16 protein-coding genes and 1 pseudogene are annotated in these 14,430 nt (G+C 58.4%); 9 read left to right on the top strand and 8 right to left on the bottom strand.

All coding sequences use genetic code 11. The features are described 5' to 3' along the window. The 5 genes and pseudogenes from J7394_RS20665 to grxD form a co-directional block, all read left to right on the top strand. Positions 1-388 (top strand): annotated as a pseudogene (locus J7394_RS20665) (mechanosensitive ion channel); the annotation flags it as partial. A gap of 189 nt (positions 389-577) precedes the next feature. After that, positions 578-2,737, top strand: coding sequence for a phosphoribosylformylglycinamidine synthase subunit PurL (purL, locus tag J7394_RS20660; protein WP_209255861.1), 2,160 nt, complete (start codon positions 578-580; stop codon positions 2,735-2,737). Positions 2,738-2,778: 41 nt separating this feature from the next. Then, a complete protein-coding gene (locus J7394_RS20655) occupies positions 2,779-3,681 on the top strand; it encodes a hypothetical protein (RefSeq protein ID WP_209255860.1) in 903 nt (300 codons plus the stop codon). A gap of 82 nt (positions 3,682-3,763) precedes the next feature. Next, positions 3,764-4,000 (top strand): BolA/IbaG family iron-sulfur metabolism protein, encoded by a 237-nt coding sequence (locus J7394_RS20650; protein ID WP_170373612.1) that lies wholly within the window; start codon positions 3,764-3,766, stop codon positions 3,998-4,000. Positions 4,001-4,249: 249 nt separating this feature from the next. Continuing rightward, positions 4,250-4,612: a Grx4 family monothiol glutaredoxin gene (gene grxD, locus J7394_RS20645; protein ID WP_170458109.1), complete on the top strand. Its 363-nt coding sequence runs from the start codon at positions 4,250-4,252 to the stop codon at positions 4,610-4,612. Positions 4,613-4,619: 7 nt separating this feature from the next. Here the strand turns inward: grxD and J7394_RS20640 are convergent, their stop codons facing one another. The 3 genes from J7394_RS20640 to J7394_RS20630 are packed head-to-tail and all read right to left on the bottom strand — an operon-like array spanning position 4,620 to position 6,207. Continuing rightward, positions 4,620-4,967: an MliC family protein gene (locus J7394_RS20640; RefSeq protein WP_209255859.1), complete on the bottom strand. Its 348-nt coding sequence runs from the start codon at positions 4,965-4,967 to the stop codon at positions 4,620-4,622. Beyond that, a complete protein-coding gene (locus J7394_RS20635; protein ID WP_170467110.1) occupies positions 4,964-5,356 on the bottom strand; it encodes a cell division protein ZapA in 393 nt (130 codons plus the stop codon). The genes J7394_RS20640 and J7394_RS20635 overlap by 4 nt, the downstream gene beginning before the upstream one ends. After that, positions 5,356-6,207, bottom strand: coding sequence for a hypothetical protein (locus J7394_RS20630; RefSeq protein WP_209255858.1), 852 nt, complete (start codon positions 6,205-6,207; stop codon positions 5,356-5,358). The genes J7394_RS20635 and J7394_RS20630 overlap by 1 nt, the downstream gene beginning before the upstream one ends. A 236-nt stretch (positions 6,208-6,443) precedes the next feature. On the opposite strand from J7394_RS20630, the gene tkt reads away from it, so the two are divergent. After that, positions 6,444-8,468: a transketolase gene (gene tkt / locus J7394_RS20625; protein ID WP_209255857.1), complete on the top strand. Its 2,025-nt coding sequence runs from the start codon at positions 6,444-6,446 to the stop codon at positions 8,466-8,468. Positions 8,469-8,511: 43 nt separating this feature from the next. Here tkt and J7394_RS20620 read toward each other — a convergent pair whose 3' ends face one another. Further along, positions 8,512-8,910: a hypothetical protein gene (locus J7394_RS20620; RefSeq protein ID WP_209255856.1), complete on the bottom strand. Its 399-nt coding sequence runs from the start codon at positions 8,908-8,910 to the stop codon at positions 8,512-8,514. 1 nt (position 8,911) lies between these two features. Then, positions 8,912-9,871 (bottom strand): DUF808 domain-containing protein, encoded by a 960-nt coding sequence (locus J7394_RS20615; protein WP_209255855.1) that lies wholly within the window; start codon positions 9,869-9,871, stop codon positions 8,912-8,914. Between the two features lie 181 nt (positions 9,872-10,052). On the opposite strand from J7394_RS20615, the gene gap (J7394_RS20610) reads away from it, so the two are divergent. The 3 genes from gap (J7394_RS20610) (at position 10,053) to gap (J7394_RS20600) (ending at position 12,356) form a co-directional block, all read left to right on the top strand. Then, positions 10,053-11,054: a type I glyceraldehyde-3-phosphate dehydrogenase gene (gene gap / locus J7394_RS20610; RefSeq protein ID WP_209255854.1), complete on the top strand. Its 1,002-nt coding sequence runs from the start codon at positions 10,053-10,055 to the stop codon at positions 11,052-11,054. Between the two features lie 71 nt (positions 11,055-11,125). Next, positions 11,126-11,269, top strand: coding sequence for a hypothetical protein (locus J7394_RS20605; RefSeq protein ID WP_170458101.1), 144 nt, complete (start codon positions 11,126-11,128; stop codon positions 11,267-11,269). Positions 11,270-11,351: 82 nt separating this feature from the next. After that, positions 11,352-12,356 (top strand): type I glyceraldehyde-3-phosphate dehydrogenase, encoded by a 1,005-nt coding sequence (gap, locus tag J7394_RS20600; RefSeq protein WP_209255853.1) that lies wholly within the window; start codon positions 11,352-11,354, stop codon positions 12,354-12,356. Here the strand turns inward: gap (J7394_RS20600) and coaD are convergent. The 3 genes from coaD to J7394_RS20585 form a co-directional block, all read right to left on the bottom strand. After that, a complete protein-coding gene (coaD, locus tag J7394_RS20595) occupies positions 12,348-12,839 on the bottom strand; it encodes a pantetheine-phosphate adenylyltransferase (RefSeq protein WP_170373601.1) in 492 nt (163 codons plus the stop codon). The genes gap (J7394_RS20600) and coaD overlap by 9 nt on opposite strands. Before the next feature lie 175 nt (positions 12,840-13,014). Next, positions 13,015-13,452: a CBS domain-containing protein gene (locus tag J7394_RS20590; protein WP_209255852.1), complete on the bottom strand. Its 438-nt coding sequence runs from the start codon at positions 13,450-13,452 to the stop codon at positions 13,015-13,017. 59 nt (positions 13,453-13,511) lie between these two features. Further along, on the bottom strand, positions 13,512-14,414 hold the full coding sequence (locus tag J7394_RS20585) for a LysR family transcriptional regulator (protein WP_209255851.1): 903 nt from the start codon (positions 14,412-14,414) through the stop codon (positions 13,512-13,514). Between the last annotated feature and the right edge of the window lie 16 nt (positions 14,415-14,430).

Below are 14,430 nucleotides of genomic sequence, written 5' to 3'. Positions count from 1 at the left end.
CACCGTGCCCTTCGACACCGATCCAAACAAGGTGAAGAAGATCTTCAAGAAGATCGGCGCCGAGATGATGGAGGACGAGATCCACAAGGATGGCTTCCTGCAGCCGTTCAAGTCTCAGGGTGTGTTCGACTTTGACGACGTGGGTATGATCATCCGGGGCAAGTTCATGGCCAAACCCGGCAAGCAGTTCACCCTGCGCAAAGAGATCTTCAACCGCGTCAAGGCGGCCTTCAAGGAGAACGGCATTGACTTCGCCCGCCGCGAAGTGCGCGTTGCCATCCCCGGTCTGGATGACGCTGAACACCTGAGTGACGAACAGAAGGCAGCCGTCGGCGCCGCCGCTGGGGCGGTCGCGCAGCAAGCGCAGCAACAGGACCAACAGAAGTAAATTCAACCCGGCACGCGGCTTTCTTGGTCGCGTGCCGGCACCTCATTTGAGGCTCTGTCCGATCCGCGCAATTTGCATCTTTGTCCGGTTTGCAACAGGACAACCTGCAGAAAGTGCCTTTTCTCTTCCCCCCGGCGGTCCCTTCCCCTAAAAGGCGCCAAACATTGCCATCTCGGGGACCGAAACAGGATGCAAGAGCCAGCCATCACACCTGATCTGACTGCCGCCCACGGGTTGAAGCCCGAGGAATACGACATGATCCTCGAGATCATCGGGCGTGAACCGACATTCACCGAGCTTGGCATTTTCTCGGCCATGTGGAACGAGCATTGCTCTTATAAATCCTCCAAGAAATGGCTACGCACCCTGCCAACGTCTGGTCCTCAGGTCATTTGCGGTCCGGGTGAAAACGCAGGAGTCGTCGATATCGGCGACGGGCAAGCCGTTGTTTTCAAGATGGAAAGCCACAACCACCCGTCTTACATCGAACCATATCAGGGTGCGGCAACCGGCGTTGGCGGCATTCTGCGCGACGTCTTCACCATGGGCGCGCGCCCGATTGCCTCGATGAACGCTCTGTCCTTTGGAGAGCCCGCCCACCACAAGACCCGCCAACTGGTCAACGGCGTGGTCGAGGGTATCGGCGGCTATGGCAACTGCTTCGGCGTACCCTGCGTCGGTGGTGAGGTCCGTTTCCACCCGGCCTATAACGGCAACTGCCTTGTGAACGCATTTGCTGCAGGTTTGGCTGATAGCGACAAAATCTTCTACTCGGCGGCCTCTGGCGTCGGCATGCCCGTCGTTTACCTCGGTGCCAAAACCGGACGCGACGGTGTGGGCGGTGCCACCATGGCCTCGGCCGAATTCGACGATACCATCGAAGAGAAACGCCCAACCGTTCAGGTCGGCGACCCCTTTACCGAAAAGCGCCTCATGGAGGCGACGCTGGAGCTGATGAAAACTGGCGCCGTGATCTCGATCCAGGACATGGGCGCGGCAGGCCTGACCTGCTCAGCCGTTGAGATGGGCGACAAAGGTGGTCTGGGCGTCCGTCTGGACCTCGAAAACGTACCGCAGCGCGAAGAGAACATGACAGCCTATGAGATGATGCTGTCCGAGTCTCAGGAACGTATGCTGATGGTACTGAAGCCAGAACTTGAGGCCGAAGCCCGCGCCGTATTCGAAAAATGGGACCTGGACTTTGCCATCGTCGGCGAAACCATTGCGGAAGACCGTTTCCTGATTATGCACAATGGTGAGGTGAAGGCTGACTTGGTCCTGTCGAAACTCTCGTCGACCGCGCCGGAATATGACCGCCCATGGGTTGCAACGCCCGAGGCTGAGGAATTGGCCGACGTCCCGCAGATCGACCCGATCGATGGTCTGCGCGCCCTGCTCTCTTCGCCCAACTACGCGGGCAAGCAATGGGTGTATGAGCAGTATGACACCATGGTTATGGCCGACAGCGCCCGCACCCCGGGTCTGGGCGCCGGTATGGTGCGTGTTCACGGCACCGACAAGGTGCTGGCCTTCACGTCGGACGTAACGCCGCGCTATGTCCGCGCCAACCCGGTCGAAGGCGGTAAGCAAGCGGTGGCCGAGGCTTATCGTAACCTGACCGCTGTCGGGGCCAAACCGCTGGCCACAACCGACAACCTGAATTTCGGTAACCCCGAAAAGCCCGAGATCATGGGCCAGTTCGTCGGCGCCATTCAAGGCATCGGAGCCGCCGTTGGCGCGCTGGATGTGCCTATCGTGTCTGGCAACGTCTCGCTTTACAACGAGACCGACGGTCAGGCGATCCTGCCGACCCCAACCATTGGTGCCGTTGGCCTGCTCAACCACACCGATGAGATCATCGGAAACGAGGTGCGCGAAGGTCACGTGGCCCTGATGATCGGTGAAACCAAAGGCCATCTGGGCCAATCCGCCCTTCTGGCCGAGGTGTTCAACCGCGAAGAAGGCGACGCGCCCCATGTGGATCTTGAGGCCGAGAAACGCAACGGCGACTTCATCCGCGCAAACCGCGAGATGATCAAGGCCTGCACCGACCTGAGCGACGGCGGCCTCGCGCTTGCCGCGTTTGAACTGGCCGAAGCAGCGGGCGTTGGCGTTCAACTCGACGATGCCTCGACCGAGGTTCTGTTCGGCGAAGACCAAGCCCGATATCTGGTTGCCTGCAACTTTGATCAGGCCGAGGCATTGATGATCGCAGCTGGTCAGGCTGGCGTCCCATTGACCTCGGTTGGTCGCTTTACGGGCGAGACGGTCAAGATCGGTTCAAGCGAAGCAGCGCTGGCGGATCTTGCGCATGCCTATCGAACCGGATTGGAAGCAGTTGTCGCTTAGTCAGCGCTGAGGCAGGCACGAGATTTCGAGCAGAGCATAAAATGACGTCACCTCTTATTTTCTGCCACTATGGGAATGCTCCGTACCTGAAGTTCACCTTTCGTTGCGCGCGACGGACCAACCCCGACAGGCGTCTGGTTCTCTTGGGGGATGATAGCAATCGGAAAACCGCCCTTGATGAGGGATGGGATCATTTTGACTATCGAGAGTTCAGATCGGAAAGTCAGGACCAATTTGACCAGGTATATTCTCCGATACAAGGCAAGGCGTTCCGGGAAAAGCACAATATACGAGGCGGCAAAGACTGGCTGAAGTTCGTTTTCGAACGCTGGTATCACGTCGAAGGTTTCGCGAAAACGCACTCTTATGACAGGTTCTGGCATTTCGACAGTGACACGATGGTGCTGCGCAATCTGGACGAATACGAGGCCCCTTTGCAGCCTTATGACTACACGACTCATTGCAACGCAACTTGCCTCAACGGGTATGTGAAAACGGACCTTCTTACCCAATATAACGATCACACCATTTCCTTGTTCAAGGACGCAGAATTTCTTGAGCAACAACAGCGCGAGTTTGACGAACATCACCCTGAATTTGCCTTCTCGGAAATGCGAGCGTTCCAAGAATTCATGTCGAACTCCGAAGCCAAAGGCCTGCACTTGATGCAATTCTCCGAAGATGAGGTCTTCGATGATGTGTTGCGGCAAGCTCAGGGGTTTGAAACGGCGTACTATAACAAAGACATGTTCGTTAAAGACATTCGCCTCAAAAACGGGCGCATTGTTGGAACACGCGACGGCCGAGACGTCGCCTTTGTGACGTTGAACATGAGCTGGTTGCCAATTCTGGCCTATCGCTGGGTTTTTCGCGCCTTGAACGGATCAGAAACGCCTTTGGCGAAACCGCTCAGCTCCAAGATTCGACGAAAATACGGTTTTTGAAGAAACCTATCTTGCCATGTGTTCTTGCACGTCGCCCGACAGAGTTCTACATCTTGGGAAAGACCTTCAGGAGTAAGCCTAGATGCCAATGAGCGCCCACGAGATTGAAACCCTGCTGCGCGAGAGCTTTCCGAACGCGGAAATTCAGGTTGGGGGCAGCGACGGCGTTCACATGTCCGCCATGGTCGTGGACGAGAGCTTTCGCGGCAAGAACCGCGTCCAGCAACAGCGCGCTGTTTATGCGGCCTTGAAAGGCAAAATGGACGGCCCGGATGGAGACCTGCACGCGCTGGCGCTGACCACCAAAGTGCCGGAGTGACATGGAGCACGCGATTGTAATCTCAATTGCGGTTTCCGTCTTTGTTTTTCTCATCGCGCTGATCGCGTGGAACAACTCAAAGACTGGGCGCAAGACAAGGCGAGGATCGCCGCCAGGACAAGGATAACACCTCCTGTATTCCTCCTATCAATCACATGACGTTACAATTAGCTCGGCAGAGCCCCATATCCCCAAGGATACGCAAGATTACGCCAAAGCTATGATGCCGAAGAGCAAAGGAAACGCGAAATGACCGACGTGAAGACCCAAATCGACGAAACCGTCAAAGCCAATGACGTGGTGCTGTATATGAAAGGCACCAAAGAGATGCCTCAGTGCGGTTTCTCATCCCGTGTGGCAGGTGTGCTGAACTACATGGGCGTCGACTACGCTGATGTGAATGTTTTGGCCGACGAAGCAGTCCGTCAGGGTATCAAGGACTATTCGGACTGGCCGACCGTACCGCAGCTCTATGTCAAAGGCGAGTTTGTCGGTGGCTGCGATATCATCACCGAAATGACCCTGTCGGGTGAATTAGACACGTTGTTTGACGAAAACGGTGTCGGCTACAATAAGGACGCAGCCGACAAAATCCGTGAGGCCAACGCCTAATCCAGCCTTAACGGCTGGAACAATCCTGAAAAATGACCTGCTCACTGGCGGCGTTTGTCGCCAGGAAGCTCACTGTGGCATTCCACCCTTTTGACCGCAGGATATAGGTTCCGTTCGTATCCACGGATTCGTACCGAATGCCCGAGCCGCTCTCGACCTGACGCATCGCTACTAGAGAATTGTCGACCATCGTTGCCGCGGCGCCCGAGCCGTCCGACGCGTTGAAATAGGTCACTGGCAACGGAATACCGTTCTCGCAGTTGAACGTCACCGTCAGTATGTCGATCTCGGCCATTGCCTTGGACGCACATACAAGGGCCACGGCCCCGCAAATCAAGCCGCATGCTTGTTTCATTTCGCTTTTTCCTCGATATCTGATGCCAGGGCTTCGGCCCGTGCGGCCAATTCGGCCAGTGTATCCGTAACCGAAGGCGGCACGACAGCGACCTCGATCCGTTCGGGTTCGGGTGCAGGCGCGCTGCGTAACGTTTGAAGCTCGGCCTCGGTTTCCGCCAGTTTCGCCTCAAGCGCTTTGGCCTTGTCTTCTGTCGCGGCTGTTTTGTCCGCCAACATCAGACCGGCCATCAACAACATGCGGGATTCGGGCATCCGCCCAATCTGATCCGAAAGCACCTGCGCTTCGTCATCCAGCATTTTCGCGGCGGCCTGCAGAAAGCTCTCTTCGCCGTCCTGACAGGACACGTCAAACCCGCGCCCGCCGATATGAATGGTCACTTCGGGCATTACTCAACCTCACCTTCTGCCAGTTTCGCCTGCGATAGCAGAGGCTCAAGGCGTGCCAGAACAGCCCGAGCCTCGGCAGCATCGGTCGCCTGCGCTGCGCGCGTTGCTTCCAACTCCGCCACAGTCGCCTGATTCAACAGCTCTGCATCTTGAACACCCTCTTGCGCGGCGGCGCGTAGGGCATCGACAGAATTGCGGAGTTGTTCATTCGCCTGCCGCATCCTCTGCAGGTCGTCATCCAGACGAGACATGGCAGCCCCGTGGCTGGCGCGCTCGGCCCTCAACATCTCCAACTCAGCGTTCAGCTCGGCCACCCGTTCGCTATCGGCCAATTCGGCCCGCAACCGGCTGTTTTCGGCCTCGATGGCACCGGCCTGCAAAATAGCAGCCCTCATCTCTTCGATCTCGGCCCGTAGAGCAGCAGGGTCTTCCTGACCTTCCAGATCGGTCCGCAATTGCGCGTTCTCGGCTTTCAGAGCGTCCAGTTCCTCGGTGTTTTCCAGTGCCGCCTTGGCCTCGGCCAGTTCGGCCCGCGCAGCCTCGACCGCAGAAAGCTTGGTTGCGGCTTCGGCCAACTCAGCTCGCAGGGCGTCCACATCCGCCGTGGCGGCCGGAGCCGCGCGCAGCGCCTCCATATCCGCACGCATGCCGTCAACTTCCTGCTCGTGGCGTTCCTTCAACGAAGTCAGGCGCTCTTGCAGCTGCGCGTTGGCAACACGTTCATCATCCAGCGCCGCTTGCAACCCGTCATCTGCATCGCCCACCGGCGCGTTTTGCAGGGCGGTCACGCCCGTACCAATACGCTCCATCGCGGCAAGAATGCGTTGCTGTAACTCTTCAATCTGGCTCATGCCCCTGTCACCTCTTAACCAAGGTTCATTCTGTTGCCGAACCGCCCGAATCAAGAATCGGTTCCGCTTGGCCCCAGTCTAGCGGAATGTGACGGAAAATACCCACTGTTTGGTTTCAAAGACTTGGGCCGCTCTCTTCAAGCGGTGCGACCTTGTTTCGCCCGGTTCTGCTTGCACTTTGAGGGCTGAATGCTATTGAGCGCGCAATCTGCTTCAAACCCAAAGGAACAACGCCCGTGGACCTGACTGCGCTGCGCAATGCAAACCCCGAACACTGGGACAAAGCTGCGGCCATCCGCACCCTGACCCTTGACGCCGTCGCCGCCGCCAATTCCGGCCATTCCGGTATGCCGATGGGCATGGCCGATGTTGCGACCGTCCTGTTCGAAAAGCACCTGAAATTCGACGCCTCTGCCCCGAACTGGCCCGACCGCGACCGGTTCATTCTGTCGGCGGGCCACGGCTCGATGCTGATCTATTCGCTGCTTTATCTCACCGGCCACGCGGATGTGACGCTGGACGAGATCAAGAACTTCCGTCAGCTGGGCGCAAAAACTGCGGGCCACCCGGAGAACTTCCTGGTCGACGGGATTGAAACCACCACCGGCCCGCTGGGACAGGGCATCTCAAACGCTGTGGGCTTTGCCATGGCCGAGGAGATCCAGCGCGCGCATTACGGTAAGAAGATCGTTGATCACTACACCTACGTGATCGCAGGCGACGGCTGCCTGATGGAAGGCGTCAGCCAAGAGGCGATCACTCTGGCCGGCCGTCATGAGCTGGGTAAGCTGATCGTTTTCTGGGATGACAACAACATCACCATCGACGGCACCGTGGATATCGCCGACCGTACTGATCAGGTGCGCCGTTTTGCAGCTTCGGGCTGGCATGTAATCGAGATCGACGGCCATGATCCGCAAGCCATCGACGCGGCGATCACGCAGGCGAAAAAGTCGAAAAAACCTTCGATGATTGCCTGCAAAAGCCACATCGCTCTGGGTCACGCCGCACAGGACACCTCGAAAGGTCACGGCGCACTGACGGATCAGGAGCAGCTGAAAGCCGCCAAAGAAGGCTATGGCTGGCCGCATGACGCGTTCGAAATCCCTGCCAATGTCAAATCGGCTTGGGAAGCCATCGGTTCCCGTGGCGCAGCCGAGCGCGCAGAATGGGAAGAGCGTTTCGCGCAAATCTCGGAGCGTAAACAGGCCGAGTTCAACCGCGCCTATGCGTTTGAAGCGCCAAAGAAACTGGCCGGTGCGATCCGTTCATTCAAGAAACAGATGTCCGAGGATCAGCCCAAGCTGGCCACCCGCGCCTCGTCCGAGAAAGTTCTGAACGTTGTGAACCCGATCATGACCGAGACTGTTGGCGGCTCGGCCGACCTGACCGGTTCGAACAACACCAAATCGGCTGATATGGGTGTGTTCCTGCCGGAAAATCGCAAGGGCCGTTACATCCATTACGGTATCCGTGAACACGGCATGGCCGCTGCGATGAACGGTATGGCGCTGCACGGTGGTATTCGCCCTTATGGCGGGACCTTCATGGCCTTCACCGACTATGCCCGCCCGTCCATGCGTCTGGCCGCGCTGATGAAAATCCCGTCGGTCTTCGTGATGACCCATGACTCGATCGGTCTGGGTGAAGACGGCCCGACCCACCAGCCGGTCGAGCATCTGGCGATCAGCCGCGCGACGCCGAACACCTATGTGTTCCGCCCCGCCGACACCGTTGAGACCGCTGAGGCCTGGGAACTGGCACTGACCTTCAAGGACAGCCCTTCGGTCCTGTCGCTGACCCGCCAGGGCGTGCCGACCGTGCGCAAGGATCACAAAGCCAGGAACTTTACCGCTCAGGGCGCTTACGTTCTGGCCGAGGCCGAGGGCAAGCGTCAGGCGATCCTGATCGCCACCGGCTCGGAGGTTTCGCTGGCGATGGAAGCCAAAGCGATGCTTGAAGCCGAAGGCATCGGCACACGCGTCGTCTCCATGCCGTGTATGGAGCTGTTCGCTGAACAAGACGAAGCCTACCGCAAACGCGTTCTGCCCGCTGGCGCTGTCCGCGTCGGCATCGAGGCCGCCGTGCGCGCCGGTGGCTGGGACCGCTGGCTGCTGGGTGAGCGTGGACGTGAAGCCAAGGCAGGTTTCATCGGAATGTCGAGCTTTGGTGCCTCTGCCCCGGCAGGTGAGCTTTATAAGCATTTCGGCATCACCGCCGAGGCCACCGTTGCCAAGGTCAAGGAACTGCTGGGGCTGTAAAGACCCAGCTTTTCGAGCAAAGGGCGGCCACTGGCCGCCCTTTTCATTTGGGTTCAGTCTCCAACCTCGACTTCAGCGCAGCATACGCTTTCAGAGCGTAGTCCAATCGCAACTCATATCGCCCCTGCACCACCACTTTCTCGGGTGGTTGCAAACCGATGCAGGACAACGCCTGACGCAGGTGGGTTCCGGAAAGGGGGACGTAGGATTCCGACTGACCCGTCAAAGAGTTGTAGACCCGCCCACCCGACCAGTGGCCACGCTTTTGCGCCTTGAGCGCTGTATCAATCCGAAAATGCAAAAATCCGTAGAGTTCCCTTTCGTCGAACGGAACCTCGTCGGCCGCAACGCTCAGCGCAGAAAAAAGCGATGATGACCCGCGTGATCCGGTTTCTCGGATGACAGGCCCATCCAGCACGGTTTCTAAACGGAAACGCTCCAACCTAGTGATCGGCTTTCCTGTTGAAAAGCGGCCCAATGACCTTTGTCGCGAGCGGGATCAACACCATCCCCCAGGCCAGACCAAAGACGCCGTCCATGGTCGCCTTGGCGATCCACTCCGCCGCAGCCTCCCATTGCGCCGAGACCGAATGACCAACCGCATAAGCCCAGTCATGGATATGATGCCCCAGCCACCCAAACCCCAGAACCTCCATCCCGTGGATGACGATGGATCCACCCACCCACAACATGGCCGCCGTTCCGACGATCGACAGGGTTTTCATCACCGTTGGCATGGCCTTGACCAATCCGCGCCCCAGTCCTCGGCCCACCGGCGTAGGAGCGTTTCGGGCCAGATACAGCCCGACATCGTCCATCTTCACGATCAAGGCGACCGAGCCATAGACGGCCACCGTCACCCCAAGCCCGACAACGGCCAAAGTCGCCGCCTGCATCCACACATTCGGAGCCTCAATTGCGGCCAGCGCAATGGTCATGATCTCAGCCGACAGGATGAAATCCGTCTTGATCGCGCCCTTGACCTTCTGTTCTTCAAGATGGCCCGGATCGCGTACATCCATGTCCTTTTCAATGGCGTGGCTGCCATGGGGAAACAGAACATGGAATATCTTCTCGGCCCCTTCGAAACACAGATATGACCCGCCCAGCATCAACAAAGGCGTAATCAGCCAAGGCGCGAAATTCGCAAGCAACAGGGCGACCGGCAGCAACAGGATGATTTTGTTGAAAATCGAGCCACGGGCAATGCGCCAGATGATCGGCAACTCGCGCGCAGGCGCAAAGCCCTGAACGTATTTCGGCGTCACCGCCGCGTCGTCGATAATCACGCCTGCCGTTTTGGCCCCCGCTTTGCCAGCAGCCGCCACGACATCATCCACCGAGGCCGCAGCCACCTTGGCAATCCCCGCCACATCGTCCAAAAGGGCCAACAGTCCGCTCATCGCGTGTCCTTTCCTGTCACCTGCCGCAAACGGACCCTACCCGATCCAACAGCTAGCGCAAGCGTTAGCGCAATCTGTTCAGGTTTGCGCTAACACCTTAAAAATATGCCGCTTTTGCCCTTTTGAGATTCCGGTTTCAAGGCTATATGGCCCCAAACGCAAGCGCATTTGGAGACGTCACATGACCATCAAGGTCGGTATCAATGGTTTTGGCCGCATTGGCCGCTGTACCCTGTCGCACATTGCCGCCTCGGGCCGCAACGACATCGAAGTGATCAAAGTCAACGCCACCGGCCCGCTGGAAACCTCGGCGCATCTGCTGAAATATGACAGCATTCACGGTCGTTTCCCGCGCGAAGTGTCGATCGAAGGCGACACCATGGATCTGGGCCGAGGCCCGATGCAGATGTTCTCGACCTACGACATGAACGAGCTGGATTGGGAAGGCTGCGACGTCGTTCTGGAATGCACCGGCAAGTTCAACGACGGCACCAAGGCAAAAACCCACCTGGATCGCGGCGCGCAGAAGGTGCTGCTGTCGGCCCCAGGTAAGAATGTCGACAAGACCATCGTGTTCGGCGTGAACCACAACACCCTGACCGCAAATGACAACATGGTCTCGAACGGCTCCTGCACCACGAACTGCCTTGCTCCGCTTGCCAAGGTTCTGGATGAAGGTGTTGGCATCGAACACGGCATCATGACCACCATCCACGCCTATACTGGCGACCAGCCGACACTGGACCGTCGCCACAGCGACCTGTACCGCGCCCGCGCGGCGGCGATGTCGATGATCCCGACCTCGACCGGTGCAGCTGCTGCCTTGGGCGAGGTTCTGCCCAACTTGAAAGGTCGTCTGGACGGCTCGGCGATCCGCGTCCCTACTCCGAATGTTTCGGCAGTAGACCTGAGCTTCCGCGCCTCGCGCGACGTGACTGTCGAAGAGGTCAACGCAATCGTTGAAGAGGCCGCCAAAGGCCCGATGCAGCGCGTTCTGGGCTATGAGCCCGCGCCGCTGGTCTCGACCGATTTCAACCACACCGAGGAAAGCTCGATCTTCGCCCCGGACCAGACCCGTGTGGTGGATAACCGCATGGTCCGCGTGTTGGCGTGGTATGACAACGAATGGGGCTTCTCGGTTCGTATGGCCGATGTCGCCGTCGCCATGGGGCGCCTTAACTGATTTCCCCATGATTGCTTGAACAGCTTCGCCCGCTCAGGTTATCTGAGCGGGCGTTTTTGTTCGGGGCCCTCATGACAAATCAAATCGCCATCTGGCTGGCGCTGCTGATCCTTGGCGCGATCATGCTGGACTATGCCCTGTTCGGGACCGAGCATTTTCTGTTCCTCGGCAAGAAACTTTACGACTTTCTCGACTGGCTCGCCTTCTGGCGCTGAGCAAGGTTTTACTTGACTTTCTCGCCGATCTCGCTTTGTTAGCGCTAACTCATTTCGAGCAAAGACTCTGACGGAGCAGGACATGACACTTAAACTGGCCATTAACGGATTTGGACGTATCGGGCGCGGCGTTCTGCGCGCGGTTATGGAGTCGGGACGGACCGATGTGGAAATCGTTGCGATCAACGATCTGGCCAAGCCGGAAATGAACGCCCATCTGTTCGAATTTGACAGCGTTCATGGCCGCTACTCCAAGCCCGTCACGCTGTCCGAGGCCGGTCTCGACGTCGGCGCGGGTCCGATCCGACTGACCAGCGAACGCGATCCCGAAGCGTTGGACTGGTCGGATGTCGATGTCGTGCTGGAATGCACAGGCGTTTTCCGGACCCGAGAAGCGGCTGAGCGTCACCTGAAGAACGGCTCCAAGAAAGTCCTGATCTCGGCCCCGGCCCGTGGAGACGGCGGCGTCAAGACGATCGTGTTTGGGGTGAACGATTCCGAACTGACCGCAGACGATACGATCGTGTCGAATGCCTCATGCACCACCAACTGCCTGTCGCCTGTTGCTGCGGCGCTGGATGCCGGGTTGGGGATCGTGCATGGCAACATGACCACCGTTCATGCTTATACCGCAAGCCAGCCGGTGCATGACACTGCAGGCAAAGACCCTTACCTGTCACGCGCGGCGGCTCTGTCGATGATCCCGACAACCACTGGTGCTGCCGCAGCTGTTGGTCTGGTTCTGCCGCAGTTGGCGGGCAAACTGACCGGTCAGGCGATCCGCGTACCGACCCCGAATGTCTCGGTGGTTGATCTGGTGGCCGAAGTCTCGCGCCCGACGACCGAGGACGAGGTCAACGCCCTGTTTGTTGAAGCCGCTGCCAAAATCCCTGGCGTTCTGGCCGCAGAAAACCGTCCTCTGATCTCGATTGATTTCAACCACGATGCCCATAGCTCGACCGTGTCGCTGGCAGAGACCAAGGTCACGGATGGTACGCTGGTGCGCGTTCTGGCGTGGTATGATAACGAATGGGGCTTCTCGAACCGGATGCTGGACACAGCCGCCGCGATGGGCGCGTTATCCTAACCGCTCTTTAAGGGCCACATTCACGCGGGGCGTGACGAATTTCGACACGTCCCCGTTCAGCCGCGCGATCTCTTTCACTAGTTTCGATGCAATCGCCTGATGCCGCGCTTCGGCCATCAGGAACACGGTCTCGATGGAGTCGTCCAGCGCGCGGTTCATGCCAACCATCTGGAATTCATACTCAAAATCAGCAACGGCCCGAAGCCCGCGCACGATGACCTGCGCGCCCACATCCCGCGCGCAGTCGATCAGCAGGTTCTCGAACGGATGCGCCACGATCTGGGTCCCGGTCTGTTCTGAGAGATGCGCGCATTCCGCCTCAATCATGGCAACGCGTTCTTCCAGCGAAAACAAAGGCCCTTTGTCACGGTTGATGGCCACGCCGATCACCAGCTTGTCCACCAGCGCCGAGGCTCGACGGATGATGTCGATATGCCCCAAGGTGATCGGGTCAAAAGTTCCGGGATAAAGGCCAACCCGCATCACGCTCTCCTGCGTTCAAAAACTGGGCGATAGCAAACACAATCATGCTGCAGGTGCAAGAGGGCGTTATGCCCTGCCCCCGTATCGCTTTGCGTTTTATATGAATCGAAATACGCTGCCTATCCCTGCGGTCGAACGCGCATTTCGATGGGTTTTCGATGAAACGCAAAGCGCTTTAATGCCCCATGATCATGCCCTGCAGGGCGTCTTTTTCCATTGCAAGCTCGGTCAGTTGCGCCTTGACCACGTCCCCGAGGGTGACGATGCCGACAAGCTTGCCATCCTCGACAATCGGCATGTGGCGGAACCGGCCTTCGGTCATGCGGGCCAGAATATCTTCGACCGATTCCTGACGTGTCGCGGTAATCAGGTCCTTGGTCATATAGCTCTCGACCGATTGGTTCAGGCATCCGCTGCCACTGGCCGCCAGCTCTCGGACGATGTCTCGTTCGGACAGGATACCGACGGCCGTGCTGCCTCCGTCCTCTGAGACAACAACTGTACCGATGCGTCTTTCCGCCAGTATCTTCGCCGCCTCGGACACAGTCGCGGATGGAGCGACGGTCACCACCTCATCGGTGGCTTTGGATGTCAGAATGGCTTGAACGAGCATAAAAAACCTCCGGCAATAACGTACTGTTTTCCAAAGCGTTGCCGGAATGGTCATGTGTGTCAAGTTCCGGCTTCCGCCTCAAGCCGTGCAACTTCGTCGCGAATCCCACGGGTCAATGCCTGCGCAAAGCGGTTGAGGCGTTCGTTTCGCTGATCGCCTTGATGCCGAACCAGATGAAAGCTGCGGGTCAGACTGACCTGATCGGTCAACAACCTGCGCAGGTTCGGATGAAACGGAAGCGTGAAGTCATGCGCAACGCAAATCCCCGCCCCAAGCGCCGCCTGACGCAATTGAACAGGTACCGAGTTCGACGCAAGCGCCACCCGGTCGATGCCCAGATCGTTGAGGTAGTCCAGCTCGCGATCAAAGATCATGTCCGGGATATAGCCAATCAAACGGTGGGCTTTCAGGTCCTCGACCGTCTGGATCGGGGCGTGCCGGTCCAGATAGTCCTGCGCCGCAACCAGATGCAGTTTGTAGTCGCTGACCTTTTGCACCAGAAGTTTGCCTGCGGTCGGAGCACTAACGGTGACAGCCATATCCGCCTCACGCCGCGACAGATTGATGATCCTCGGCAGCGCCAGGATCTGAATATCCAAATCCGGATTCGCGTCGCTGATCTTCGCGCAGACTTGAGGCAAAAGGTAGTTCGCTGAACCGTCCGGAGCGCCGATCCGAATCTGACCGCTCAGCGACTCGGTCGAGCCAACCACTGCGCCAGCGGCGGCGCGCATCGCCTCTTCGGCTTGAAGGCCGTGATCCAGCAGGCGTTCTCCGGCGGTTGTCAGAATGTAACCTTGCTGCGACTTGGTGAACAGCTGCGCGTCCAGGCTGCCTTCTAACCGGGCGATCCTCCGGCCAACTGTGGCGGGGTCAATCTTGAGAATGCGCCCCGCCGACGACAGGCTTTCCTCACGTGCGACGGCAAGAAAAACGCGCATGTCATCCCAATTTGGCGTCATCCCGTCCCTCTTGCAT

Source organism: Ruegeria sp. R13_0, from assembly GCF_017743995.1.
Taxonomy (GTDB): Bacteria; Pseudomonadota; Alphaproteobacteria; order Rhodobacterales; family Rhodobacteraceae; genus Ruegeria.
The sequence above is the reverse complement of the archived record's forward strand: the minus strand, read 5'-3'. Positions and strand labels throughout refer to the sequence as shown.

What these genes read in the sequence shown, in the direction of transcription:
- purL (WP_209255861.1), top strand. Translation starts at nt 578, where the DNA reads ATGCAAGAGCCAGCCATCACACCTGATCTGACTGCCGCCCACGGGTTG.
- J7394_RS20655 (WP_209255860.1), top strand. Translation starts at nt 2,779, where the DNA reads ATGACGTCACCTCTTATTTTCTGCCACTATGGGAATGCTCCGTACCTG.
- J7394_RS20650 (WP_170373612.1), top strand. Translation starts at nt 3,764, where the DNA reads ATGCCAATGAGCGCCCACGAGATTGAAACCCTGCTGCGCGAGAGCTTT.
- grxD (WP_170458109.1), top strand. Translation starts at nt 4,250, where the DNA reads ATGACCGACGTGAAGACCCAAATCGACGAAACCGTCAAAGCCAATGAC.
- J7394_RS20640 (WP_209255859.1), bottom strand. Translation starts at nt 4,967, where the DNA reads ATGAAACAAGCATGCGGCTTGATTTGCGGGGCCGTGGCCCTTGTATGT.
- J7394_RS20635 (WP_170467110.1), bottom strand. Translation starts at nt 5,356, where the DNA reads ATGCCCGAAGTGACCATTCATATCGGCGGGCGCGGGTTTGACGTGTCC.
- J7394_RS20630 (WP_209255858.1), bottom strand. Translation starts at nt 6,207, where the DNA reads ATGAGCCAGATTGAAGAGTTACAGCAACGCATTCTTGCCGCGATGGAG.
- J7394_RS20615 (WP_209255855.1), bottom strand. Translation starts at nt 9,871, where the DNA reads ATGAGCGGACTGTTGGCCCTTTTGGACGATGTGGCGGGGATTGCCAAG.
- gap (WP_209255854.1), top strand. Translation starts at nt 10,053, where the DNA reads ATGACCATCAAGGTCGGTATCAATGGTTTTGGCCGCATTGGCCGCTGT.
- J7394_RS20605 (WP_170458101.1), top strand. Translation starts at nt 11,126, where the DNA reads ATGACAAATCAAATCGCCATCTGGCTGGCGCTGCTGATCCTTGGCGCG.
- gap (WP_209255853.1), top strand. Translation starts at nt 11,352, where the DNA reads ATGACACTTAAACTGGCCATTAACGGATTTGGACGTATCGGGCGCGGC.
- coaD (WP_170373601.1), bottom strand. Translation starts at nt 12,839, where the DNA reads ATGCGGGTTGGCCTTTATCCCGGAACTTTTGACCCGATCACCTTGGGG.
- J7394_RS20590 (WP_209255852.1), bottom strand. Translation starts at nt 13,452, where the DNA reads ATGCTCGTTCAAGCCATTCTGACATCCAAAGCCACCGATGAGGTGGTG.
- J7394_RS20585 (WP_209255851.1), bottom strand. Translation starts at nt 14,414, where the DNA reads ATGACGCCAAATTGGGATGACATGCGCGTTTTTCTTGCCGTCGCACGT.